Source organism: Mesorhizobium sp. M0768, from assembly GCF_040320195.1.
Taxonomy (GTDB): Bacteria; Pseudomonadota; Alphaproteobacteria; order Rhizobiales; family Rhizobiaceae; genus Mesorhizobium.
On record NZ_JAMYPD010000004.1, the window covers coordinates 358,364 to 381,523 of the forward strand.

General features: G+C 62.8%; 30 protein-coding genes. 18 read left to right on the plus strand and 12 right to left on the minus strand.

Annotated elements, in window-relative coordinates; genetic code table 11:
• Nucleotides 1–37: 37 nt before the first annotated feature.
• Nucleotides 38–808, minus strand: a complete 771-nt coding sequence (locus tag NKI08_RS08420; protein ID WP_352450835.1) for a sulfite exporter TauE/SafE family protein — start codon at nucleotides 806–808, stop codon at nucleotides 38–40.
• 95 nt (nucleotides 809–903) lie between these two features.
• Complete coding sequence (locus NKI08_RS08425; RefSeq protein ID WP_023678010.1) at nucleotides 904–1,353, minus strand: Lrp/AsnC family transcriptional regulator; 450 nt, start codon at nucleotides 1,351–1,353, stop codon at nucleotides 904–906.
• A 132-nt stretch (nucleotides 1,354–1,485) separates the two neighbouring features.
• Here NKI08_RS08425 and NKI08_RS08430 point away from each other — a divergent pair, with 132 nt between their 5' ends.
• The 3 genes from NKI08_RS08430 (at nucleotide 1,486) to NKI08_RS08440 (ending at nucleotide 4,227) form a co-directional block, all read left to right on the plus strand.
• A complete protein-coding gene (locus tag NKI08_RS08430; RefSeq protein ID WP_352540309.1) occupies nucleotides 1,486–2,370 on the plus strand; it encodes a DMT family transporter in 885 nt (294 codons plus the stop codon).
• Between the two features lie 176 nt (nucleotides 2,371–2,546).
• Nucleotides 2,547–3,194, plus strand: a complete 648-nt coding sequence (locus NKI08_RS08435; RefSeq protein WP_352471207.1) for a thiamine phosphate synthase — start codon at nucleotides 2,547–2,549, stop codon at nucleotides 3,192–3,194.
• A 1-nt stretch (nucleotide 3,195) separates the two neighbouring features.
• Nucleotides 3,196–4,227, plus strand: a complete 1,032-nt coding sequence (locus NKI08_RS08440; protein ID WP_352683356.1) for a tetratricopeptide repeat protein — start codon at nucleotides 3,196–3,198, stop codon at nucleotides 4,225–4,227.
• A 42-nt stretch (nucleotides 4,228–4,269) separates the two neighbouring features.
• Here NKI08_RS08440 and NKI08_RS08445 read toward each other — a convergent pair whose 3' ends face one another.
• The gene (locus NKI08_RS08445) at nucleotides 4,270–5,286 is read right to left on the minus strand and encodes a zinc-dependent alcohol dehydrogenase family protein (RefSeq protein WP_352768359.1); all 1,017 of its coding nucleotides are present in this window, start codon (nucleotides 5,284–5,286) and stop codon (nucleotides 4,270–4,272) included.
• 112 nt (nucleotides 5,287–5,398) lie between these two features.
• Here NKI08_RS08445 and NKI08_RS08450 point away from each other — a divergent pair, with 112 nt between their 5' ends.
• The 7 genes from NKI08_RS08450 (at nucleotide 5,399) to NKI08_RS08480 (ending at nucleotide 11,487) form a co-directional block, all read left to right on the plus strand.
• Nucleotides 5,399–6,256 (plus strand): LysR family transcriptional regulator, encoded by an 858-nt coding sequence (locus NKI08_RS08450; RefSeq protein WP_352768362.1) that lies wholly within the window; start codon nucleotides 5,399–5,401, stop codon nucleotides 6,254–6,256.
• Nucleotides 6,257–6,394: 138 nt separating this feature from the next.
• Nucleotides 6,395–6,961, plus strand: coding sequence for an elongation factor P (gene efp / locus NKI08_RS08455; RefSeq protein WP_023678016.1), 567 nt, complete (start codon nucleotides 6,395–6,397; stop codon nucleotides 6,959–6,961).
• Between the two features lie 81 nt (nucleotides 6,962–7,042).
• Nucleotides 7,043–7,843: an inositol monophosphatase family protein gene (locus tag NKI08_RS08460; protein ID WP_023678017.1), complete on the plus strand. Its 801-nt coding sequence runs from the start codon at nucleotides 7,043–7,045 to the stop codon at nucleotides 7,841–7,843.
• A 99-nt stretch (nucleotides 7,844–7,942) separates the two neighbouring features.
• Entirely contained in the window at nucleotides 7,943–8,650 is a 708-nt protein-coding gene (gene trhA / locus NKI08_RS08465) for a PAQR family membrane homeostasis protein TrhA (RefSeq protein ID WP_023678018.1), read from the plus strand.
• 115 nt (nucleotides 8,651–8,765) lie between these two features.
• A complete protein-coding gene (locus NKI08_RS08470; RefSeq protein WP_352471212.1) occupies nucleotides 8,766–9,791 on the plus strand; it encodes a MotA/TolQ/ExbB proton channel family protein in 1,026 nt (341 codons plus the stop codon).
• A gap of 1 nt (nucleotide 9,792) precedes the next feature.
• Nucleotides 9,793–10,824, plus strand: a complete 1,032-nt coding sequence (locus NKI08_RS08475; protein ID WP_352768365.1) for a peptidoglycan -binding protein — start codon at nucleotides 9,793–9,795, stop codon at nucleotides 10,822–10,824.
• A gap of 366 nt (nucleotides 10,825–11,190) precedes the next feature.
• Entirely contained in the window at nucleotides 11,191–11,487 is a 297-nt protein-coding gene (locus NKI08_RS08480) for a hypothetical protein (RefSeq protein WP_352768368.1), read from the plus strand.
• A gap of 78 nt (nucleotides 11,488–11,565) precedes the next feature.
• On the opposite strand, the gene NKI08_RS34670 is transcribed toward NKI08_RS08480, so the two are convergent.
• Both NKI08_RS34670 and NKI08_RS34675 read right to left on the minus strand, forming a co-directional pair.
• Nucleotides 11,566–11,775, minus strand: coding sequence for a DUF1304 family protein (locus tag NKI08_RS34670; protein ID WP_502899569.1), 210 nt, complete (start codon nucleotides 11,773–11,775; stop codon nucleotides 11,566–11,568).
• On the minus strand, nucleotides 11,687–11,926 hold the full coding sequence (locus NKI08_RS34675) for a DUF1304 family protein (protein WP_502899574.1): 240 nt from the start codon (nucleotides 11,924–11,926) through the stop codon (nucleotides 11,687–11,689). The genes NKI08_RS34670 and NKI08_RS34675 overlap by 89 nt, the downstream gene beginning before the upstream one ends.
• 166 nt (nucleotides 11,927–12,092) lie before the next feature.
• Between NKI08_RS34675 and NKI08_RS08490 the strand changes: the two genes are divergently transcribed.
• The 3 genes from NKI08_RS08490 to NKI08_RS08500 all read left to right on the plus strand — a co-directional run bounded on the left by NKI08_RS08490 (nucleotide 12,093) and on the right by NKI08_RS08500 (nucleotide 15,810).
• Entirely contained in the window at nucleotides 12,093–13,577 is a 1,485-nt protein-coding gene (locus NKI08_RS08490; RefSeq protein ID WP_352768371.1) for a carboxypeptidase M32, read from the plus strand.
• 206 nt (nucleotides 13,578–13,783) lie between these two features.
• Nucleotides 13,784–14,659: a DUF3857 domain-containing protein gene (locus NKI08_RS08495; RefSeq protein WP_352768374.1), complete on the plus strand. Its 876-nt coding sequence runs from the start codon at nucleotides 13,784–13,786 to the stop codon at nucleotides 14,657–14,659.
• Nucleotides 14,614–15,810 carry a hypothetical protein gene (locus NKI08_RS08500; RefSeq protein ID WP_352768377.1) on the plus strand — a complete coding sequence of 399 codons (1,197 nt, stop codon included), beginning with the start codon at nucleotides 14,614–14,616 and terminating at the stop codon, nucleotides 15,808–15,810. Before NKI08_RS08495 ends, NKI08_RS08500 begins: the two co-directional genes overlap by 46 nt.
• A gap of 118 nt (nucleotides 15,811–15,928) precedes the next feature.
• On the opposite strand, the gene NKI08_RS08505 is transcribed toward NKI08_RS08500, so the two are convergent.
• Nucleotides 15,929–17,731, minus strand: a complete 1,803-nt coding sequence (locus tag NKI08_RS08505) for an ABC transporter transmembrane domain-containing protein (RefSeq protein WP_352768380.1) — start codon at nucleotides 17,729–17,731, stop codon at nucleotides 15,929–15,931.
• 204 nt (nucleotides 17,732–17,935) lie between these two features.
• Here NKI08_RS08505 and rpmE point away from each other — a divergent pair, with 204 nt between their 5' ends.
• Nucleotides 17,936–18,157: a 50S ribosomal protein L31 gene (gene rpmE, locus NKI08_RS08510; RefSeq protein WP_006327661.1), complete on the plus strand. Its 222-nt coding sequence runs from the start codon at nucleotides 17,936–17,938 to the stop codon at nucleotides 18,155–18,157.
• Between the two features lie 69 nt (nucleotides 18,158–18,226).
• Here rpmE and NKI08_RS08515 read toward each other — a convergent pair whose 3' ends face one another.
• Nucleotides 18,227–18,868 (minus strand): TetR family transcriptional regulator, encoded by a 642-nt coding sequence (locus NKI08_RS08515; protein WP_352768383.1) that lies wholly within the window; start codon nucleotides 18,866–18,868, stop codon nucleotides 18,227–18,229.
• A gap of 131 nt (nucleotides 18,869–18,999) precedes the next feature.
• Between NKI08_RS08515 and NKI08_RS08520 the strand changes: the two genes are divergently transcribed.
• A complete protein-coding gene (locus tag NKI08_RS08520) occupies nucleotides 19,000–19,479 on the plus strand; it encodes an anthrone oxygenase family protein (protein ID WP_352471219.1) in 480 nt (159 codons plus the stop codon).
• Between the two features lie 27 nt (nucleotides 19,480–19,506).
• On the opposite strand, the gene NKI08_RS08525 is transcribed toward NKI08_RS08520, so the two are convergent.
• The 3 genes from NKI08_RS08525 to NKI08_RS08535 all read right to left on the minus strand — a co-directional run bounded on the left by NKI08_RS08525 (nucleotide 19,507) and on the right by NKI08_RS08535 (nucleotide 21,125).
• Nucleotides 19,507–19,818, minus strand: a complete 312-nt coding sequence (locus NKI08_RS08525) for an Rdx family protein (protein WP_352683337.1) — start codon at nucleotides 19,816–19,818, stop codon at nucleotides 19,507–19,509.
• Nucleotides 19,815–20,564 (minus strand): YebC/PmpR family DNA-binding transcriptional regulator, encoded by a 750-nt coding sequence (locus tag NKI08_RS08530; protein WP_352540320.1) that lies wholly within the window; start codon nucleotides 20,562–20,564, stop codon nucleotides 19,815–19,817. Before NKI08_RS08530 ends, NKI08_RS08525 begins: the two co-directional genes overlap by 4 nt.
• 237 nt (nucleotides 20,565–20,801) lie before the next feature.
• The gene (locus tag NKI08_RS08535; protein WP_023678030.1) at nucleotides 20,802–21,125 is read right to left on the minus strand and encodes an ArsR/SmtB family transcription factor; all 324 of its coding nucleotides are present in this window, start codon (nucleotides 21,123–21,125) and stop codon (nucleotides 20,802–20,804) included.
• Nucleotides 21,126–21,176: 51 nt separating this feature from the next.
• On the opposite strand from NKI08_RS08535, the gene NKI08_RS08540 reads away from it, so the two are divergent.
• Genes NKI08_RS08540 through NKI08_RS08550 form a run of 3 tightly spaced genes read left to right on the plus strand, consistent with a single transcriptional unit; the run spans nucleotide 21,177 to nucleotide 22,537 of the window.
• Nucleotides 21,177–21,659 (plus strand): SRPBCC domain-containing protein, encoded by a 483-nt coding sequence (locus tag NKI08_RS08540; RefSeq protein WP_352613345.1) that lies wholly within the window; start codon nucleotides 21,177–21,179, stop codon nucleotides 21,657–21,659.
• A gap of 17 nt (nucleotides 21,660–21,676) precedes the next feature.
• Nucleotides 21,677–22,039: a VOC family protein gene (locus tag NKI08_RS08545; RefSeq protein ID WP_352768388.1), complete on the plus strand. Its 363-nt coding sequence runs from the start codon at nucleotides 21,677–21,679 to the stop codon at nucleotides 22,037–22,039.
• Between the two features lie 30 nt (nucleotides 22,040–22,069).
• Nucleotides 22,070–22,537, plus strand: a complete 468-nt coding sequence (locus NKI08_RS08550; protein WP_352768391.1) for an SRPBCC family protein — start codon at nucleotides 22,070–22,072, stop codon at nucleotides 22,535–22,537.
• Nucleotides 22,538–22,579: 42 nt separating this feature from the next.
• Here NKI08_RS08550 and NKI08_RS08555 read toward each other — a convergent pair whose 3' ends face one another.
• On the minus strand, nucleotides 22,580–22,867 hold the full coding sequence (locus tag NKI08_RS08555; RefSeq protein ID WP_352450852.1) for a BrnA antitoxin family protein: 288 nt from the start codon (nucleotides 22,865–22,867) through the stop codon (nucleotides 22,580–22,582).
• Between the two features lie 56 nt (nucleotides 22,868–22,923).
• Entirely contained in the window at nucleotides 22,924–23,130 is a 207-nt protein-coding gene (locus NKI08_RS08560) for a BrnT family toxin (RefSeq protein WP_352768394.1), read from the minus strand.
• Nucleotides 23,131–23,160 lie beyond the last annotated feature (30 nt).

The following is a 23,160-nucleotide window of genomic DNA, read 5'->3' on the forward strand; positions in this document are numbered from 1 at the left end:
TAAGGATATCCGGCGGCGGCCGAATGGGGCCGCCGTCTTACAGGAGGCCGGCGATGCCGTCCCACAGAAGCTTGACCGCGACGACCGCTACGGTCGCATAGGTGAAGGGATAGAACAGCTCCGGCCGCATCCGCCGCACCAGCCAGGCGCCGGCGATGGTCGACAGCGGCGCCAGCGGCATCAGCACCGCCGATGCGGTCAAATTGGTGGTGTCGAACTGGCCGAGCGCGAAATAAGGGATGAGCTTCAGCGCATTGGTGACGGCGAAAAAGATCGCCGCGGTGCCCGACAGCACCTTCGGATCGAGCCTGATCGGCAGCGCATAGACCTGAAAAGGCGGGCCGCCGACATGGGCGACGAAGCTGGTGAACCCGGCAACGGTACCCCAGAAGCCGGCGGCGACGCGGTTGGGCTCCGCTGCGTGGCCGGCACCGTGGCGGAGTTGCAAATAGAGCCAGCGCAGCACGAAGATCAGGGCAACCGCGCCGACGATCAGCCGCACCATCTCTTCGGTTACAAGTGCCGCCGTCAGCCAGCCAAGGGCAATGCCGATCACGGCGCCCGGCATCATGTCGGCCAGCATCTTGCGGTCGAAGATGCCCCACCACGTCCATACCGAGACAATGTCCATCAGGCACAGAATTGGCAGAAGAATTGCGGCAGCCTGAACCGGCGGCATGGTCAGCGCCATCAACGGCACGCCGACAAAGCCGACGGCGCCGCCGAAGCCGCCTTTCGACAGGCCGACGAGGATGACGGCCGGAATGGCCGCGGCATAGAACCAGGGATCGACGAGCAGGCCTGACATGGGGAAGGGACGCTGGAGGGAAAGTTGAACTCTGGAATAGACCAGAAATGGCCAGACCGCGACCGCAAATATGTGGGCCACGCCACCGAAACCCGTCACATGTTTGGCATGTCGAGCGGCGGCGGGCGTCTCCGGATCGGCTGCGCCTTGATGATGGCGGTGCTGGTTTCGGCCTTGTCGGCGATGCGGTCGAGAATCCCGTCGAGCTCGCCGATCGAGCGGACGAACAGCCGGGCAACGAAGCAGTCATCGCCCGTCACCTTGTCGCATTCGCCGAATTCCGGGATTTCCTCGATCAGCTTCTGGACGATGTGCAGCTTGCCCGGCAATGGCCGGATGCGAACGATCGCCTGCAAGGCGTAGCCGAGCGCCTGCGGATCGATGTCAATGGTGAACGCGCGGATGACGCCGCGATCCTCAAGCCGCCGAAGCCGCTCCGAAACGCTTGGCGACGACAACCCGACCTGCAGCGCCAGTTCCTTCAGCGAGGTCCGTGAATCCTTGACCAGGATATCGAGGAGCTTTCTGTCGAGTTCGTCCAGCATTTTACAATTCCAAGAAAAAGCCGATGTCTACCTAATTAAATGAGGTTCGTCCTGCATATCACCAGCTGCAAATCATGGAAATACCCGATCCGCCGTGGGATTATAAAATCTCAACGGGTTTCAGGAGCATCCATGGACAACACGGTACGCGGCACGATCGAAATGACGGCGGCGATGGCGATCCTCGGCACGATCGGCTGGTTCGTCGTGCTTTCCGGCCAGCCCATCATGGACGTGGTGTTCTGGCGCTGTGCTTTCGGGGCGGTAACGCTGCTGATCATCTGCGCGGCGCTGGGACTGCTGCGTGGCAGGCTGTCGCTTCGCATCGTCGCGATCGCGGCTCTCGGCGGTGCTGCCATCGTTATCAACTGGCTGTTGCTGTTCAGCGCGTTTTCCCGCGCGTCGATCTCGATCGCCACGGCCGTTTACAACACACAGCCCTTCATGCTGGTAGGTTTTGGCGCGCTCTTCTTCTCCGAACGGCTGACGGTGACCAAGCTGACCTGGCTCGGCATCGCCTTTGCCGGCATGCTGCTGATCGTGCAGGCCGCGCCCGATGCAGGCGATCATGGTACGGATTACTTTACCGGCATTGCGATGGCGCTGGCCGCGGCTTTCTTCTGGGCCGTTGCGGCTATCGTCACCAAGAAGCTCAAAGGCACGCCGCCGCACCTGATCGCCCTGATCCAGGTCTGCGTCGGCGTTCTCATGCTGGCACCCTTCGCCAATCTCACCCACCTTCCCGCCGATGCGCGAAGCTGGGTCATGCTGGCGACGCTCGGCATCGTCCATACCGGCCTGATGTACATCCTCATGTACGGCGCCATCCAGAAGCTGCCGACGCATCTGCAGGGATCGCTGTCCTTCATCTATCCCGTCGTCGCCATCCTCGTCGATGTCGTCGCCTTCGGCCATCGGCTGCATCCGGCGCAGATCGTCGGCGCCGCCGCCATCCTGGTCGCCGCGGCCGGCATGAATCTCGGCTGGTCGCTGTGGAAATCGAAGGTGCCTGCGTAGGGCCGCAGGCGACCAGGCGAGGAGAATTTCGGCCAACGGCAGTCATGCGCCGAGCCCTATGGAATCGTTGACGGCAATCGTGATCCCCCTGCCGCCTGTTCAATCCCCGCACTTTGCTCTATGCCGCAATGCAACCATCTTCGCCCGGCATAGGCGATAACCGGGATCGAACACCAATGAATGACGCAACGCCGCCCAACCGCTGCCGTATCGTGCTGATCGCGCCGCCGAACGTGCCGGCCGAGCGCATCGCCGCGGCCTTCGAGGGCGGTGACGTCGCCTCGCTTATCCTGCCGGAAAACGGTATGGACGAGGCCTCTTTCCAAGCCTTTGCCGAACAGATCGTGCCGGTGGCGCAAGCGGCCGGCATTGCGGTCATCATTGCCGGCGACACCCGCATCGCCGGCCGCGTCCAGGCCGACGGCATTCATGTCGAGGTCGGCAAGGACGAGCTCGCCGAAACGATCGAACACTTCCAGGCCAGGATGATGGTCGGCACCGGCGGCGCCAAGACCCGCGACGATGCGCTGGAACTCGGCGAGGTCAGGCCTGATTACATTTTCTTCGGCCGTTTCGGTTACGACAACAAGCCTGAGCCGCACCCCCGCAACCTGTCGCTCGGGCAATGGTGGGCGGACGTCATCCAGATCCCCTGCATCGTCATGGCCGGATCGGATCTTGCCTCGGTGGAAGCGGTCGCCGCCACCGGCGCTGAATTCGTGGCACTGTCCAGCGCCGTTTTCGCCGACGGCGTCGATCCGAAGATGGCGGTCGCCGCCGCCAACGCGCTGCTCGACGAAACCGCGCCGCGCTTCGAGGACTGACGTGCTCTCGCGGAAAATCCTTTTCAGCGCCTTTCTTGCAACGGCCGTGACGCAGGCGATAGCGGCGGAACCCGTTCCGCTGCCGCAGCCCAGGCCGGATTCCAGCGAACCTGCCGACAAGCCGATCGCCGCACAATTGCCGCAGCCCGCCACCACCACCCCGTTGCCGTCGGCCGACACCATCAACCCCGACCGCTTCGGCGCAAAGCCGTCCGATGCTGCCTACGGCGCCTTTCAGCGCGGGCTCTACAAGACGGCCTACAACCTTGCGCTTTCGCGCGCTCAAAACGGCGATCCGGCGGCACAGACGCTGGTGGCCGAGATATTGTCGCGCGGCCTCGGCGTGCCGGTCGACGCGGCAGGGGCGGCGAAGTGGTATGCGCTTGCCGCCGAGCAGGGCGTCCCGGAATCGCAATTCCAGTATGCACTGATGCTGCTCGACGGCCGCTACGTCAAAAAGGACGAGAAGGAGGCCTATGCGCTGATGCAGGCCGCCGCCGAGGCCGGCAACCGCCTGGCGCAGTTCAATTTTGCGCAGCTGATGGTCGAACAGGAGCCCGGCGATGCCGGTATTGCCAAAGCCGTATCCTATTACGAGCGCGCTGCCGCGACCGGGCTTGCCGACGCACAATATGCGATGGCACAGGTCTACGCCAATGGCGCCGGCGGCAAGCCGCGCGACGATGTCCGCGCCCGCAGCCTGCTGGCACAGGCCGCGCGGCAGAACTACGACACGGCACAGATCGATCTCGCAACCTGGATGATCGAGGGGCGCGGCGGCGCCCGCGACCTGAAATCCGGCTTCAACTGGATGAAGCAGGCCGCCGAGGGCGGCAATGTCGCCGCCCAGAACCGTCTCGCCAAGCTCTACATGAACGGCATCGGCACCGACCCGGATCTGATCCTCGCTGGCGCCTGGTATGTTGTCGCCCGCCGCGCCGGGCTCATCGACCAAGAGATGGACGATTTCCTGCAGGGCCTGACCGACGACCAGACGCAGCAGGCGCTGCAACGGGCCAACCGCCTGCCCTGACCGCGGTCTCGAGACTCATCGCACCGGGCTCGTCAGGCGGGCTCATTGGGTATGATCGAGCACGACCTTGCCGAAGGGCGAGCCGTGTTCAAGGTACCGAAAGGCTTCGGCGGCCCGGCTCCATGGCACGACCCGGTCGATCACCGGTCTCAACCGGTTGACGACAATGGCTCGGTTCATCGCCTCGAAGGATTCGCGTGAGCCCACCGGTATGCCTCGCGCCCGGACCTGCCGGCGGAAGATGTCGAGCGGGTTGATGGCGCCGTCACTGCCGCCGAGATAGCCGATGACGTTGATCTGGGCGCCGCGCGCCGTTGCCCTCAGCGATTGTGCAAAACTCTGCGGTCCGCCAACCTCGATGATATGGTCGGCGCCGCGGCCATCCGTCAATCCCAGCACGGCCGATGCCCAATCGGGGACGCTGCGATAGTTCACGCCATCCTGCGCGCCAAGTTGCTTTGCCCGCGCAAGCTTCTCATCGCTGCTCGACGTCACGATGACGCGCGCCCCGGCAGCGGCGGCGAACTGCACCGCAAACAGCGAAACGCCGCCGGTGCCGAGGCAAAGCACGGTGTCGCCGGGTTTGACGCTGCCTTCCGTAAACAGCGCGTGCCATGCCGTCACGCCGGCGCATGGCAGCGTCGCCGCCTCGAGGTCGCTCAGATTGGCCGGCGCCAGCACCGCCGCCTGTTCGTCGAGCCGGGCAAATTCGCTGAGCAGCCCGTCGATCGGGCCGCCACGTTGATAGGAGGGCTCGGCCATCGCGAAACTGCCGCCGACCCAGCGTTGCCAGAACGTGCCGCAGACCCGGTCGCCGATCTTGAACCGGCTGACCTCGGCGCCGATGGCAACGACTTCGCCGACGCCGTCCGACAGCGGCACCAGCGGCAATGCAAACTTCGTGTGATAGCTGCCGCGGACGATCTCGGCATCGCGGTAGTTCAGCGCCGTCGCCTTGACCTTCACAATCATCTCCTGGCGCCCCGGTTCAGGCATCGGCCGCTCGACCATTCTGAGGCTCTTGAGGCCGCCCGGGCTCTGCAATTCGATCGCTTTCATCGTCGTTCCTTTTCAGCTGGGTCCTGCCAGAGGAAAATCGCTTGCCATCCACCGGATTTCAAATTCATAATGTTCAGCATAATTATGCTTCTATGACATGTTCGGGTGTGTCGTGCTTGAGGAACTGAAAACACTGGCCCTCTTTGCCGAGGAGGGTTCGATTCAGAAGGTGGCGCAACGCCTGCCGTTGACGCAGCCGGCCGTCACCCGCCAGATCCAGCGGCTGGAGGAGATGCTCGGCACGGAATTGCTCGACCGCCGGCTAAAGCCGTCGCGACTGACCCCGGCCGGCGTAGAAGTGCTGGCACGCGGCAAGGACATTCTCGCCGCCGTCGACGCGCTGAGATCATTCGCCAAGGGCGACGAGCCGGAGGGCCTGCTGCGGCTCGGCCTCGCGCATGGACTTTGCGACAAAGCCGTGGCCGCTGCCATCGGTGATGCCGTGGCGCGGTTTCCGAAGGTCTCGCTGCGTCTGAAGAGCGGCTGGAGCCTTGAGCTGGCCGACCAGCACAAGCGCGGACAGCTTGACCTCGCCGTCATCCTGGACGGCAGCAATTCCAAAGCTGGCGACGGCGTTGTCGGAACCGAGGCCCTCGGCGTCATCGCTGCCGAAAGCACTGTCCGGCAAGCCGACGTCAAGACCATGCCCTGGATCCTCAGCCCTGAGCCTTGCGACGCGCGCCGGCGGCTGGCGGCTGCCCTGGCCGAGGGCGGCCACAGGTTGATGGTCGGCGCCGAGATTCAGGACAGCGCGCTGCAGATCGACTGGGTTCGTCGAGGCCAAGGCCTTGGCCTGCTGCCCAGGCGGCTGCTGCGGGAAAAGCTGCCGCAGGGCATTGCCCTGGTCGACGCTCCCGGCCTCGAGCTGTCGCTGCGAATTGTCGTCCTGCGTTCGCCGCACCTGCATCTTTTGAGAGAGGTCGCCGACGCAGTGACCGAGGCCGTCACCGCGACTGTCAGGACGGACTGAGGCCGCCACGCCGCGCTGCCGCGCCAGCTTCGTTCCCGCTTCATCGGAAGGCGCTCCTTGCCTCTGCTGGCGATTTGTGGTCTTGGAGGCGCCAAATTGCCCTTTGCGGCGATCATCTCATTTCCGGATCACCTCACCATGGCCAAGATCAATGGCAACGAAATCCGTCCCGGCAACGTCATCGAGCATGATGGCGGCCTTTGGGTGGCGGTCAGGACCAACACCGTCAAACCCGGCAAGGGCGGCGCCTACAACCAGGTCGAACTCAAGAACCTGATCAACGGCACCAAGCTCAACGAGCGCTTCCGTTCGGCCGAGACGGTCGAGCAGATCCGGCTCGATCTGAAGGATTTTTCCTTCCTCTACGAGCAGGGCGACGCGCTGGTGTTCATGGACACCGAAAGCTACGAGCAGCTCGAATTGCAAAAGGAGTTCGTCGGCGATCGCGCCGCCTTCCTGCAGGACGGCATGATGGTGACGGTCCAGCTCTATGACGAAAGGCCGATCGGCATTTCGCTGCCCGACCAGGTGACGCTGACCATCACCGAGGCCGACCCGGTGGTGAGGGGCCAGACGGCAGCCTCGTCCTACAAGCCGGCGATACTCGAAAACGGCATCCGCGTGCTGGTGCCGCCGTTCATCGGCTCGGGCGAGCGCATCATCGTCGATACCAACGAAATCACTTACGTGCGCCGCGCCGACTAAGGCGTGATCCCAAAGAGTTGCAGACTTTTTGGATAAGATCATGCGTCAAGGCAAATAGGCGCAGCGACAGGAAGAACAGCAATGGCGCGTTCCGCGATCCTCAATGTCATGGTCCAGGCCGCAATGAAGGCCGGCCGCTCGCTGTCGCGTGATTTCGGCGAAGTGCAGAACCTGCAGGTCTCGATGAAGGGGCCGGGCGACTATGTCAGCCAGGCCGACCGCAAGGCCGAAGACATCGTCTTTGCCGAACTCTCCAAGGCGCGGCCCGGCTACGCCTTCCTGATGGAGGAACGCGGCGTGATCGAGGGCGACGACGGCCAGCACCGCTGGATCGTCGACCCGCTCGACGGCACCACCAATTTCCTGCACGGCATTCCGCTCTTTGCCGTTTCGATCGCGCTGGAGCGCCAGGGCCAGATCGTCGCCGGCGTCGTCTACAATCCGGCGATGGATGAGCTCTATACCGCCGAGCGCGGCGGCGGCGCTTTCATGAACGACCGCCGGCTGCGCGTCGCCGGCCGCACCAAGCTGGTCGATGCGGTGATCGGCTGCGGCATGCCGCATCTCGGGCGTGGCCAGCACGGCAATTTCCTCATCGAGTTGCGCAATGTCATGGCCGAGGTCTCTGGCGTCCGCCGTCTCGGCTCCGCCTCGCTCGATCTCGCCTACGTCGCCGCTGGCCGCATGGACGGGTTCTGGGAAACCGGCCTGTCGGCCTGGGATGTCGCCGCCGGCATTTTGCTGATCCGCGAGGCAGGCGGTTTCGTCTCCGATTTCGCCGGGGGACAGGATGTGCTGAACGCCGGTTCACTGGTCGCCGGCAACGAACTCATCCAGCGCGCGCTGTTGAAGACTATCAAAAGGCCACTCTCAGCCGGCTGATAGAGGCACACCGCGCTGAACCGCCGCAGTCGCAAAACCGCAACCAAAGCTTGAAATACTGTCCCGCGGCCGCCCAGATAAGGTGGCGCAGGATCATCGATGACGAACAGCCGGCCCCAACCCCAGAGCGAACTCTCCCAGCTCGACATTCCCTTCATGGGGCGCTGGCATTACTCGCGCGCCGAGATCATCGCCGACGGCATTGTCCACGCCGTGGGCATCGTGCTGGCGATCGCTGCCGGCTCGACGCTGCTGGCACTGGCCGCCTATCGAACCGGCCCCGGCGAATACGTCGCCGCCGCCTTCTATGTAGTCTCGCTGCTCACCGTGCTGTCGGTTTCGCTGGCCTACAATGTCTGGCCGGTGTCGTCGCCGGCAAAATGGATATTGCGGCGCTTCGACCATGCCGCGATCTATCTGCTGATCGCTGCCACCTACACGCCTTTCCTGGCGCAGCTCGGCGGCTCGCCGCTGGCCGTTTCCATGATCGTGCTGGTCTGGACCGCCGCGGCGGTCGGCATCGCCATCAAGGTCTTTCTTCCCGGCCGTTTCGACCGGCTGGCGATCGTCTTCTACCTAGCCATCGGCTGGAGCGGTATCGTTCTGGTGGAGCCGCTCGTGCGGACGCTGCCGGCGACTTCGATCGCGCTCATCGTTGCCGGCGGCATCGTCTACTCCTGTGGCGTGATCTTCTTCGCCTGGAAGGGCCTGCGTTTCCACAATGCGCTGTGGCATGGCTTTGTCGTCACCGGCGCCGGCCTGCATCTGGCCGCCATGGTCGACTGCCTGGTCATCAACCGGCTTTGACCTCCGGTCGCGGACAGTGGCAATATTGCCAAGCGCCATTCAATTTCGTCACAATTCCGTTTAGAGTCGCAAACACAAATTGATCGGCGGCGACGGCATCGGAAACGGGGCACGGATGACTCTTCTCAGATCCTTCGGCATGGGCAGGCGCTCCGACGTTCTGATCTACGATCCGCACAAATTGTCGAGCCCGCAGGTGTTTCTGCTGACCATGGTGATCTTTCTGTTCATCGTGGCCTTTATCGCCGCCATCCTGACGCGCCAGATCTCGACCGCCTTCGTCACCAATCCCGGCCTCAACGGCCTGATCATCGGCGTGCTGGCGGTCGGCATCCTGCTGGCCTTCGTCCAGGTCGGCCGGCTGTTCCGCGAGGTGCGCTGGGTCAACTCGTTCCGCGCCGGCTCCGAAACCACCGAACCGGTGCTGCTGGCGCCGATGAAGGCGATGATCGGCCGCTCCTCGACGATTGCCTTCTCGACCAGTTCGATGCGCACCATGCTGGATTCGATCGCCACCCGGCTCGACGAAAGCCGCGACACGTCGCGCTATCTTGTCGGACTGCTGGTGTTCCTCGGCCTGCTCGGCACCTTCTGGGGCCTGCTCAACACGATCGGCTCGATCCGCGAAACCATCGAGTCGCTCGATCCCGGCACCGGCGATGCCGCGGCCGTGCTCGAATCCCTGAAGCAGGGGCTTTCCGCTCCGTTGGCCGGCATGGGCACCGCCTTCTCGTCCTCTCTGTTCGGCCTCTCCGGCTCGCTGGTGCTCGGCTTCCTCGACCTGCAGGCCGGCCGCGCCCAGACGCGCTTCTATACCGAACTCGAAAACTGGCTGTCCTCGGTCACCGACCTGTCCTCCGACATCGTCGTTGCCGACACGGCCAAGACCGAACCCTCCGAGGAAATCCGGCTGTTGTCGGAAAAGCTGCGCACTCTGCAGGAGAATGGCGGCGGCTCCAATCCGCGCGTCGCCACCGCCATGGCCAATCTCGCCGACGGCATTTCCGGCCTGGTCAAGAACATGCGCTCGGAACAGCAGATCATGCGCGACTGGGTCGAGGCCCAGTCGGACGAGCAGAAGGCGATGCGCAACACCCTGGAGAAGATCGCCGACGCCTTGAAGAAGCCTGGAGTGCATTGACGTGGCGTTGGCACGAGGCCGGCGCTCCGACCGCCGCATCGATTACTGGCCGGGGTTCGTCGATGCGCTGTCGACGCTGCTGTTGGCGATCATGTTCCTGCTGACTGTTTTCGTGCTGGCGCAGTTCCTGCTCGGCCGCGAGATCTCCGGCAAGGACACGGTGCTCAACCGCCTCAATTCGCAGATCAACGAGTTGACCCAGCTTCTGGCGCTGGAGCGCTCGACGACGCAGGACAAGGAGGACACCCTTGCCAATTTGCAGGCATCGCTGTCTGCATCGGAGGCGGAAAAGAGCCGGCTCGAGCAATTGCTGGCGCAAGGCGCCGGTGCCGGCGATGCCGCCAACCAGCGCGCGACGGCACTTTCCGGCGAGCTCGACAGCCAGCGCCAGATCAGCCAGCAGGCGCTGAGCCAGGTCGAGATCCTCAACCAGCAGATTTCGGCGCTGCGCAGGCAGATCGCAGCGCTCGAACAAGCGCTCGACGTGTCCGAAACGCGCGACCGCGAATCCAACACCAAGATCGCCGATCTCGGCCGCCGCCTCAATGTCGCACTGGCGCAACGCGTGCAGGAGCTAAACCGCTACCGCTCCGATTTCTTCGGCCGCTTGCGTGAAATTCTTGCCGACCGCGAGAACATCCGCATCGTCGGCGACCGCTTCGTCTTCCAGTCGGAAGTGCTTTTCCCGACCGGCTCCGAGGTGATCAACGATGCCGGCAAGCTCGAGATGAAGAAGCTTGCCGATGCCATCATCGAATTGCAAAAGGAAATCCCGCCGGAGATCAACTGGGTGCTGCGCGTCGATGGCCACACCGACAACAAGCCGCTCTCCGGTACCGGCCGCTACCGCGACAATTGGGAATTGTCGACGGCGCGCTCGACATCGGTGGTCAAGTTCCTGATCGAGAACGGCGTGCCGGCCAACCGGCTGGTCGCGGCCGGCTTCGGCGAATTCCAGCCGCTCGACCCCGCCGATTCCGAAGAGGCGCGCAACAAGAACCGCCGCATCGAGTTGAAGCTGACCGAGCGGTGATCTGCAAGCCTTTGGCTTGTATCATGCGCCAGGTCGAGCCGGCTCAAGTCGGCGGCATTTAGGGCACTGGTACGGCAGCGGCAAGAACTGAAAAAATTACCTTTTTTTAATTACACTTTGCCGCCATGGCCTTTTAGCCTTGGTCATGGGCCGAGAACCGCCGGCGGTGGAACCGCTCATCGCGACGCGACGGAACCTGACGGCCCGCGGCCGGAAGGCAGGACCCTCCCAACCACCGCCTTCCCCAGTAAAGGAGACGCAACCATGCGCTTCTTCGCTCCCAGGAATCTCAGGACTGCTACGCTCGCCACACTTCTCCTCGCCGTTCCGTTTGCTGGCGCTTACGCCGGCCCGCGTGAGACGGCCTTGATCAATCAGATCCAGAGCGTGGAGGCGGGTATCCAGGGCGCCATCCGGGCGAACAAGCTCGAGCCGGGCGAGGCACGTGACTTGCGCACGCAGGTCGCTCAGCTCGATCGGGCCGCCCAGAGGGCCGCTCGCCGTGGAACGATGCCGAGCACGCAATATCAGCAGTTGATGGCGCAGCTCGACGATATCAGCCAAAAGCTGCGCGCTGACACCGGCAGTGCCTTCCTCATCGGCAACGGCGCCGATGGCGGATACTATCCCAACGGCTATGGCCCAACTTATCCAGGCGGCTGAAATCGGCCGCAATGCCCGGCGCTGTGGCAATTGATTTGCCCATGATCCTTTTCCAGCTTTCGGTTCAGGGATCATGCGCTAGTCCAACGCCGGCGCGATCAGCGCCAGTACTGCCGGCACTGTCTCGATGAAGAGGATTTTGCGGCCGCCGTTGCCGCGCCGTAAAGGCCGGCGACGGCGACGCAGAGCAGGAAGAAGACTACTGAAAACCGGCTTCGCCGAGGTAAAGCCCCAGATCAGGCCGGCTGCGAGAAAGCCGTTGTAAAGCCCCTGATTGGCAGCAAGCACTTTCGAGGCCCCTGGCGAATTCCGGCGTCAGCCTGAATACCATATGGCCGCGCGGCGTGTCCCACAGCACCATCTCCAGATAGACGATGCAGAGGTGGATCACGGCCACCAGCCCGACCAGCACATTGGCGATCATGTTTCGTCTCCCCATCGCGGTCTGCCGCCGCGGATGACATTGATCACGCACGCCACCGCTTCCGCGAGATGCTTTTCGGCCGTTGCAGCCGGCAGTCAATGCGTCGATCGCGGACGGCTTCGGGGTTGCCAATAGCTTTGCATTGGTATCTTTTCCCGCCGTCAAATCAGCGGAACCCACAATGTCCTTTCAAAAACTCGACGACCTCGGCCACAAGCTCGAAGCGCTGGAACACGCCCTCGCCATCCTCGGCGCCGACGAGGCGACCCATATGGCGGTCGGCGGCGGCGAGAAGCGCTCAGAGGCAATGTCGGCGCTTGCCGGCATGCACCATGCCCGGGCGACTGCGCCGGAGATTGCCGACTGGATCGCGGCGGCCGAGCAGGAAGCGCTGAACGAAGAGCAGCAGGCCGCGGTCAGGGAATTCCGCCGGCAACACACCAACCTGACCTGCCTGCCGGTCGAGTTCGTCGAGCGCCAGACGACCGCGCGGATGCGCTCCGAGCAGCTCTGGCGCGACCTGCGCGCCAAGAACGACTGGGCCGGCTTCCTGCCGGCGCTGGAAGGCGTCGTGGCGCTGGTCCGCGAGGAGGCGGCCCTTCGCGCCGAGGTGCTCGGGCTCGAGCCTTACGACGCGCTGATGGAGCAATATGATCCGGGCAATCGCACCGCCGACGTCACGCCTGTGTTTGCCGAGTTGAAGACCTTCCTGAAAGGTTTCGTGCCGGAGGCACTGGCCGTGCAGGAAGAGCGGCTGGCGAAACATCCGCTGAAGCCGCTTTCCGGCAGCTACCCCTTGGACAAACAGCGCGAGCTCGGCCTCGCCATGATGGCGGCAGTCGGCTTCGACCTCACCCACGGCTCGCTGTCGGTTTCGCACCATCCGTTCTGCGGCGGCGTGCCGAGCGACGTGCGCATCACCACCCGCTACAAGACCTCGGATTTCCTGTCGGCGCTGATGGGCGTGCTGCACGAGACTGGCCATGCGCTGTACGAGCAGAATCTGCCGAAGGCGTGGGCGCACTGGCCGCTCGGCAGAGCGCGCGGTATGGCGGTGCATGAAAGCCAGAGCCTGTTCGTCGAAAAGCAGATCGGCCGCAATCCAGAATTCTGGCGCTGGGCGCTGCCGGTGGTCGAAAGACACCTCGGCGAGCGCTGGAGGATCGACGACATCCTGCCGCATGTGCACCGGGTCGAGCGCGGCCTGATCCGCGTCGATGCCGACGAGGTCACCTATCCGCTGCACGTCATCCTGCGTTACGAGCTGGAGCAGGAGCTTGTCTCGGGACGGCTGGAAGCAGCCGACCTGCCCGAAGCCTGGGATGCCAAGATGCGCGATTATCTCGGCCTGTCGACATCAGACAATCCGGCTGATGGTCCGATGCAGGACGTCCACTGGCCGGGTGCCGCCTTCGGCTATTTCCCCTCCTACACGCTGGGCGCCATGATGGCGGCGCAGCAATGGGCGGCGCTGACCAGGGATCATCCTTCAGCCGACGAAGACCTCGCCAAGGGAGATTTCGCCGCGATCAACGACTGGCGCCGCAAAAGGATCTGGTCGCAAGGCTCGCGCTGGTCGACGCCAGAACTGCTCGAACGCGCTACCGGCGAAAAGCTCAATGCCGTGCATTTCACCGATCACCTGAAGAAGCGGTACGGGAACTGAGCCGCTTCGTCTATTCCAGGTTCTTGCCGCGGTGACTGCAGAAATCCGCGAAACTGGCCTTTACTTTGGTGGGAAAGCCTCTGAAAAAGGAGTTCTTCCAAGTTGGGCGAGCGTAGATGTCTGTCTGTTACAGTTTTCATAGGATGAAGTCTTTCTGGCCCCGCTTGGTATTTTTCATCTTATTGATCGGCCTGAGTTCTCCGGCCATGGCCGACGACATGGTTCTCAAGGGGCCGGCAGAAAGCTGGGTAAAGCAGCTTGATATTCCGGCTGCCGATCCCACCCGATCGGATCAAATCAAGAATGGCGTTTCATGGCTGCTCTCGGACGACCAGATCACGCATCGCGCCGGCGGCTATGTCGAGTACTCGCGCACCGTCTATAAAATCGTCGACCGTCCCGGCCTGGATCGTGGCGCGAGTATCGATCTGCAGTTCGATCCGTCCCGGCACAAGGTCACGCTCAACCATCTTCACATCATCCGCGATGGCGCCGTTTTGGACCGGCTGGAAGGTGTCGAATTCGACATCTTCCGCAGGGAAAGAGACGCCGAGAAGGGTGTCTTCGACGGCTGGCTGACAGCACATGTCAACATCGATGATGTGCGCACCGGCGACATCGTCGACTACGGGTCGACCTATGAGATAACGCCGCTGGCCGGCAAGGACCTTTTCTTCAAGAATTTCTCCACCGAATGGGAAGAGCCGGTAGCGCTTATCCGCACAAGCATCATTTGGCCTTCGGACCAGCCGCTCCAGATCAAGACACGGGGAACCCGACTCAAGCCCTCAATCTCCCCGACTGGACCGGACACCACCTATCTATGGGAGATTCCAAACCCGAAACCGGTCAATGTCGAGGACAACCTGCCCGTGACCTATCCAGGCTGGGGCTCCATCGATGTCGCGTCTACCGCGAATTGGCAAAGTGTGGTCGATGCCGTTGCGCCCTATTACAAGCCAGCGACCGTTTTTCCCCGGCTTTTGCCGCAAAGCTCGACGACATCGCTCTGCGGCATCCGGTGCCCGAAGACCGGATGGTCGAGGCAATGCGGCTGGTGCAGGACCAGATCCGCTATGTAAGCCTGTCGATGGGTGCCGGTTCCTACGTTCCGCGTGATCCCGCGACGGTCATCCTGAGCGGGTTCGGTGACTGCAAGGACAAGGCCCTGCTGCTGGTTTCGTCGCTTGTGCGGCTTGGCATTGCTGCCGAGGTCGCCTTGGCCGATCTCGACGAGGGACGGGCCCTGGACCAGCATCTGCCGGCGCTCCGCGATTTCGACCATGCCATCGTCAAGGCAAGGATCGGAGCAAAGACATATTGGCTGGACGCCACGAACTATCTTCAGGGCGGCGGGGCGCACAATCTCGCACAGCCCGACTACGGCTTCGCGCTGCCGCTTTCCAGCACCGGCGGGTTGGAGAAGATGCCGAGCCCTGTGCTTACCAGCCCATCGATCCAGATCGCCGAGGAATTCGACTTTCCGCGGAGACCGGGCGATCCCCTCGTGCTGACGGTCTTCTCGACATATGAGGACGCCGATGCCGATTGGATGCGCGGCAATTTCGCCAGCCGGTCGCTGAGCGAGGTGTCGGACGCCTACCTGAAATACTACAACAAGCAATATCCGGGCATCCAAACCATCGCCAAGCCGGAAATCGTGGATCGCCGCGACGGCAACATAGTGAGCGTGAAGGAAAGTTATCGCTTGCCGGCGGAAGCGCTGACGGCCAACGATCTGGCAAAGAATTTCCCGATCCGCGCGGCCGATCTCGGCAACAACTCTCTTCCAACCCCGACAATCGTCGACCGAACCGGGCCCGTCTCCCTCGGCCCCCAGTTCTACCGCCGCCACAAGGTGACCGTGCGCAACCTCAAGGCGAGGTTTTCCGGCGAGTCGATGAAAAACGTCGTGACGCCCTATCTGTCTCTCAAGGCATCCTGGTCCAACACGCCCACCGAATTTCAAGTTGAATGGAACTTTCAGACGCTGGCGACTGAAGTACCGGCCAAGGCGATTGCCGATTATCTGAAAATCGTCGATGACCTCGCAGACCAGGTTCGCTGGCAGTACGATTTTACCTATGAAGAGCCGCCTGCCGATGTGCAGCTCAGCGATCCGGCAAAGGAGCAGCGACAGACCGTCGCCAGCATGCTTTTGTTGTCGTTGCTTGTCGGCGTTCCCCTGTTCATCGCCTATCGACGCGGCAAACGCCGAGCTTTCGGTAGCTGAAGAATCTCGGCCGCCGCGGGGCACCATGATCCCGAAAAGTGGATGCCGGTTTTCGGAAAAGATCATGGTCAAACAAGAAGATGGAGCCTTATCCCGATTTCATCGGGATGGAGCGATGCTACTCGGCCGCGCCCCTGAAAGCACTCGCCCCGGTGTCGAACTGCAGCTTGGCCAGCCGCGCATAGATGCCGCCCTTGGCGACCAGGCTCTGATGCGTGCCTTCCTCGACGATGCGGCCGCCATCCATGACCAGGATGCGATCGGCCTTCAGCACGGTGGCCAGCCGATGGGCGATGACGATCGTGGTGCGGCCCTTCATCAGCCGGTCCAGCGCCGTCTGCACCAGCGTCTCGCTTTCGGCATCTAGCGCCGAGGTCGCCTCGTCGAGCAGCAGGACGGGCGCATCGCGCAAAATGGCGCGGGCGATCGCCACGCGCTGGCGCTGGCCGCCCGACAGCGTCACGCCGCGCTCGCCGACCTGGCTGTCATAGCCCTTTTCGAGTTTCAGGATGAACTCGTCGGCAAGCGCGTCCTTCGCCGCCGCCTCGATCTCGGCCTGGCTGGCGCCAGGCCGGCCAAAGCCGATATTGTCGCGCGCGCTTGCGGCAAAGATGGTGACGTCCTGCGGCACGATGGCGATGCGCGCGCGGATCGCCGCCGGATCGGCCTCGCGCAGATCGACCCCGTCGATGATGATCCCGCCGGACTCCGGATCGTAGAAGCGCAGAAGCAGCGAAAACACGGTGCTCTTGCCGGCGCCCGAGGGTCCGACGATCGCGACCGTCTCGCCGGGTTTGACCTGAAAGCTCAGGCCATGGACGGCGGCGCGGTCGGGCCGGGCCGGATAGGAGAAGGAGACATCGTCGAAGCTGATGGCACCTCTCGCCTTTGCCGGCAGCGGCTTCGGATCGGCGGGCGCCTGGATCGCGGGTTTCTCGGCCAGGATCTCGGTCAGCCGTTCGGCAGCGCCCGCTGCCTGGGAAAGTTCGCCCCAGACCTCCGACAGGGCGCCGAGCGCGCCGGCGGCGAACACCGAATAGAGCAGGAATTGACCGAGCGTGCCCGGCGACAGCGTGCCGTCGAGCACGTCGCGCGAACCGAACCACAGCACCGCCACGACTGACGAAAAGATCATGAAGATGGCGAAGAAGGTGAGAAAGGAGCGGGCAAAGATCGAGGCCCGCGCCGCTTCGAACGCTGCTTCCACGGCGGACGAAAAATATCTGGTTACAAGCTTCTCGTTGGTGAAGGCCTGCAGGGTGCGCACCGCGCCGATCTGCTCGCTGGCATAGGCGGTGGCATTGGCAAGCGTATCCTGCGCCAGCCGTGACTTGCGCCGCACCGAGCGGCCGAAGGCGACCAGCGGCAGCACGATCAGCGGAATGGCCGCGATGACCAGGCCGGACAGTTTTGGGCTGGTGAAGACCATCATCGCCACGGCGCCAAGGCCGAGGATGACGTTGCGCAAAGCCACCGAGGCGGTAGCACCGACGGCCGATTTGACCTGTGTCGTGTCGGCGGCGAGCCGCGAGACGATCTCGCCCGACTGGGCCGTGTCGAAAAAGGATGGCGACAGTGTTGTGACGTGGGCAAAGACATCGCGGCGGATATCGGCAACGACGCGCTCGCCGAGCGTGATGACGAAATAGTAGCGGCTGGCCGACGCCGCCGCCAGAACGGCGGCCATCACCACCAGCATGGCGAAATATTCGGCAATGAAGCTGGAATCGGAAGCGGAAAAACCGTGGTCGATCATCCGCCGCACGGCCAGCGGCAGCGCCAGCGTCGTCGCCGCAGCGACGGCCAGCGAGACGATCGCGCCGATGACCATTTTGCGGTAATGCGTAATGTAGGGAAACAGGCGCTGCAGCGGCCTCAGCGAGCGCCTGCGCTCGTCTGCATCGCCGCTGATGTTCGCCATGACCGTTTCCTTTGGCCCTTTGAGGCTTGCGCCATCAATATGCGCTTGCCGCGGCCTTGTGATTCAATTCCGGCTGATGTATAGGCTCGCCGACCGTTTTAGAAGCCGTGGCTCCTCAATAGCTGCGGCTTCGAGTTTTAAAAAGGGGCGCATCGACGCAGGCTTCAGCCCGTCGGCAGCACCCGGCAAGCCAGGAACAGACCCATGAAGACCGATATCCATCCCGACTACCACACCATCAAGGTCGTCATGACCGACGGCACCGAATACATGACCCGTTCGACCTGGGGCAAGGAAGGCGATACGATGAACCTCGATATCGACCCCACCACCCATCCGGCCTGGACCGGCGGCCAGCAGACCCTGCTCGACCGCGGTGGCCGCCTGTCGAAGTTCAAGAAGCGTTTCGAAGGCTTCGGCCTCTAAGCCGCATTGGCATTTCGCAGATCGAGAAACCCGCCTTCGTGGCGGGTTTTTTGTTGGGAAAATACGGCCCTACTCGCCGAGCAACTCGCGCAGGGCCATCCGCTTGTAGGCCGCGACCAGCCTGTCGCCTTCTTGCCGCCCGACCGAGATCGCCAGCCGCATTGCGGCCTCGCCCATCTGCCAGATGAGAAACGCCGTCGTTTCGAGCGCTTCCGGATCGGCGGATGGCCGCAGCCGTTTCAGCACGGCTGTAAGGAATTCGGCGTTGGCCCGGCTGTCGGCAAGCTCGAGTTCGCGCAGCGCCTTGTCGGCCTGCGTGCCCGACCAGATGTCGCGCATCACCGGCTCCGCCAGGAACATTCCGTAGTAGATATCCACCAGTTCCGAAAATGCCCGGCGCAGGCCTTCGGCGTCATTGACCTCGGCTAGCGCTGCCGCAATGCAGGCCTGGCTTTCGGCGGTGTAGCGTTCGGCCAGCGCCCAGATGATCGCCCTCTTGTCGGGGAAGAACTGGTAGAGCGAGCCAATCGACACGCCGGCCCTCTCGGCCACCTCGCCCATGCGCATGGCGTCGCTGCCTTGCTCGGCGATCAACGCCGAGGCGGCGGCCAGCATGCGCTCGACCCGCTCGCGGCTGCGCTGCTGGCTCGGCGCCCGGCGCGGCGATGCGATCTGCTCGTTGCGGGAACCCGGTGCAGCGGTGCCTTCCATGACTGTCTCCAGAAAAATGGCTTGACTGAGAAAATACGAGGGTTTATCACGTTTTGCAAATGTGAGGATCATTCATATTTTTAGACGACACACCAATCGAACTGCTCGAATCTGAAGCCGGAGGAACTGACATGATCATGAAACTGCTTCCCACCCTCACCTTCGTCGCTGCCATTGGCTCAGGCGTTGTCGGCGGCGTTTTCTTCGCCTTCTCCAACTTTATCATGCCGGCGCTCGCCCGCTTGCCTGCCGGAGGCGGCATCGCCGCCATGAATTCGATCAACATCACCGTGATTACGCCGGCATTCATGACCGCGCTTTTCGGCACCGGGCTGGTCTGTCTTGTCCTTGCCGCCGGCGCTCTTATCGGCTGGAGCCAACCGGGTTCGTTCTGGCTCCTCGCCGGCGCCCTGATCTACCTCGTCGGCAACCCAATCGTGACGATGATGTTCAACGTGCCGCTTAACAACGCCCTGGCCGCGGTCGATCCGGCAAGCGCCAACGGCGCCGCGGTATGGGCCACCTATCTCAGGGACTGGGTGATGTGGAACCATGTCCGCACCATCACCGCCATCGTGGCGCTGGGCTGCTTCATCTTCGCATGGCGGTGAATGCAGGACGGAAGTCCTAAAAGGCCGTCAGGCAGGGTCTTTTGACTTATGGCCCTTGCGGTCGGCATGGCCCAGATCGCGATCCGGATCGATGACGTCGCGAACCAGTTGCTTGAGCTTTGCGGCGTCGGGAAAACCGCCGTCACGCTTGCGGTCCCAGACCAGCGTATCATTGCAGGAAATGGTGAAGATGCCGCCGGTGCCGGGCACCAGCGTCACTTCGCCCAGATCGGTGCCGAAGGTCGACAGCAGCTCCTGCGCCATCCAGCCGGCCCTGAGCAGCCACAGGCACTGCGTGCAATAGGTGATGCGGACTGTGGGCAGCGCGTGTTGGATCATGCCGCGCTGAGCTTTGCCAAGGTCTCCTCGTCGACCTCGAAATTGGCGTAGACGCTCTGCACGTCGTCGTCGTCCTCGAGCGTCGCAACCAGCTTCATCAGCGATTGTGCCCGCTCCTCGTCGACCGCGATATTGGTCTGCGGCTTCCAGATCGGCTTCACCGATTCAGCCTCTCCGAGCGCGCCCTCCAGCGCCTTCGACACTTCGCCGAGATTCTCGAAAGCGCAGTAGATCGTGTGGCCGTCCTCGTCCGACTGGACGTCGTCGGCGCCGGCCTCGATCGCCGCGTCCATCACCTTCTCGGCGCTGCCGGCCGATGCCGGATAGTAGATCTCGCCGACGCGGTCCCACATGAACGATACCGAGCCGGTCTCGCCCATCGCCCCGCCCGCCTTGGTGAAGGCAGCGCGCACATTCGACGCCGAGCGGTTGCGGTTGTCGGTCAGCGCCTCGACGATCAGCGCGACGCCGCCTGGCCCGTAACCCTCGTAGCGCACGGCTTCGTAGGTCTCGGCATCGCCCATCGACGCCTTGTTGATGGCGCGCTGGATATTGTCCTTCGGCATCGACACCGCCTTAGCGTTCTGCACCGCAAGGCGCAGGCGCGGGTTCATCGATGGATCGGGCGTGCCGCTCTTGGCGGCGACGGTGATTTCGCGCGCCAGCTTGGAAAACATTTTCGACCGCACCGCATCCTGGCGGCCCTTGCGGTGCATGATGTTCTTGAACTGTGAATGGCCAGCCATGGCACCCCTGTCATCTTCTCGGCTAGAGCATCTGCCGCCTGGTGAACCACCCGGCATCTTGCAAAATGCTCGAATTCAAAATTTCAGAACGTCCTGCTGCGTCCCTGACGGACGGACGGCGCTCGCTGTCGGAATGGCCGGCTTATAGATAAATCGGCTCAATTCGTCCAGCCGCGCCATTGCTGCCGGCACGCAAGGGTTTCAAGATCCGAAAATCGGCAGGCTTCGGCAAACCTTTCATCCCTCAAGATCGGATTTCAGCCGGTCGAGGATGCTGATCGCGTGCGTGGCATATTGACTGATCCAGCGGTCGTGGATGTGCTTGATCGGCAGCGCGTTGAGATGGTTCCAGCGTTCGCGCCCCTCGCGCCGCGCCACGACCAGGTCGGCCTCCTCCAGCACCTTCAGGTGCAGCATGACCGTGCAGCGGTCCATGTCGGGGAAGGCATCGCACAACATGCCGGTGGTCTGCGGCGCATCCTTCAGCCGGTCGAGCAACGCACGCCGGCGCGGATGCGCCAGCGCCTTGAAAACATTGTCGTCCCGCGATTGGCTTGACATGTTATATTTCTATAACATATCATTGAGCCATTCAAGGAAGGAGCTGTGGATATGTCTCTTGGATTCAGGGTTTCTGGCCGCATCGGCAAACCCGTCGCCGAAGTCTTCGATGCGGTCGTCAATCCGAAGAAACTTAGCGGCTACTTCACCACGATCGGCGGCGCCAGCGCACTGCTGGTGGCGGGCGCCACCGTCATCTGGTGGGGCAAGGTTCCCGTCGAGGTCGACGAGGTGAAGAAAGACAGCCGCATCGTGCTGCGCTGGGATGCCACCGACGCCGACGGCAAGCCAGCCTACAAGACTCGCATCGAGATGAATTTCGAGCCGCTCGACGATGGCGGCACCTTCGTCACCATCGCCGAAACCGGCTGGCACGAGGACGCGGTCGGCCTGAAGAAATCCTACCTCAATTGCGAGGGCTGGTCGCAGATGCTGGCCTGCATGAAGGCCTATGTCGAATACGGCATCAATCTGCGCGACGGCTATTACCGCAGCGAGATGAAGGGCGAGCCGGCCAACCAGAACAACATCTGAGAGCAAATGGAGTAAGAATGTCCGCGAAGATCACCGGCGGCATCAACATCGCGATGAAGGTCCCGCCGCATCAATACCAGACAACGGTCGCCTTCTATCGCGACGTCATCGGCCTGAAGCCATTCACCGCCAAGCCGCCGGCCGTCGGCTTCGAACTCGGTCCCAATCGGCTGTGGATCGACGAGGCGCCGATGATGAGCCAGGCCGAGATCTGGCTGGAACTGTTCACCGATGACTTTCCGGCCGCTGCGGAGCATCTCGCCGAGGCCGGTGTCGTGCGCTGCGATGCCATCGAGGCACTGGGTGAAGGCTTTCGCGGCGGCTGGATCACCAACCCGACCAACATCATTCACCTGGTGCGCGAACCCGATGCCTGGTGAACAGGGCGGCGCCGTGGAAAGGAGGATGAAATGGAAATCCGCGAAACACCGACCGCCGAAGCCGGCATGCTGATAAGGCGGCCGGTCGCCGACGTATTCGAAGCCTTCGTCGATCCGGCGATCACGACGAAGTTCTGGTTCACCCATGGCAGCAACAGGCTGGACAGCGGCAACAAAGTTCGCTGGGAATGGCGCATGTATGGCGTCTCGACGACGGTCAATGTCAGTGAGATCGTCGATAACAAGAAGATCGTCATGCAATGGAGCGATCCGCCGACTACGGTGGTCTGGACTTTCGAGGAGATGCCGGGCAACACGACCTTTGTCGAGGTCCGCAATTTCGGCTTTGCCGGCAGCCCTGACGAGCAGGTCAAGCAGGCGATCGGCTCGACCGGCGGTTTTGCGCTGGTGCTCGCCGGCGCCAAGGCGTGGCTGGAGCAAGGCGTGATGCTCGGCCTGATCGGCGACCGCCACCCGAAGGACGTTCCAGCAAATTAAGTAACGGCGAGCCAAGATCGGCTGGCAACAGACCGCGAATGCTCAGGAACGCCGCTTTTCCTGCTCTAGCACATGACGGCGGAGCACGCGGTTGATCTCCGTTTGATAGCCACCGCCTTCGACATGCTCCTTGAACCAGGACAGCACATCAGCGTCAAGCCGAATGGTCACCGGCTGCTTTAGTGGCCGGTAGAGGTGCCCTCGGCGAGCATGAACCCAATTCTCGGCCGAAGTTTCCGGAATGTCGGACGTGTCAATTTCGCTGTCAGGCAAATCTGCCAAATTGGCGAGCTGGTTGCGCTGATCTTGGCTAAGTTCCTTCCTGCTCATAGCGCCTCCATTCATGCGGCGTTGCTTTCCGGACACCGACAATCCGAATTCGTTCCTCATCTTCGAGATCGGGATAAGTGTGAACAACGAGCAGTACCACCAGCCCTCATCCCGATCGCATGCCACCTTTGCTCGCCATCTTCAAACCGGTCAGGCACAATCAGATGAAGCGGATCCTTGAAGACATCTTTGGCGAGATCGAACGCAACACCATGCTTCGCACGGTTGCGCTTGGCCTTCTCGGGATCCCATCCAAATCGCAATATAGCGGCACCGTTATTTACAAAATTGTA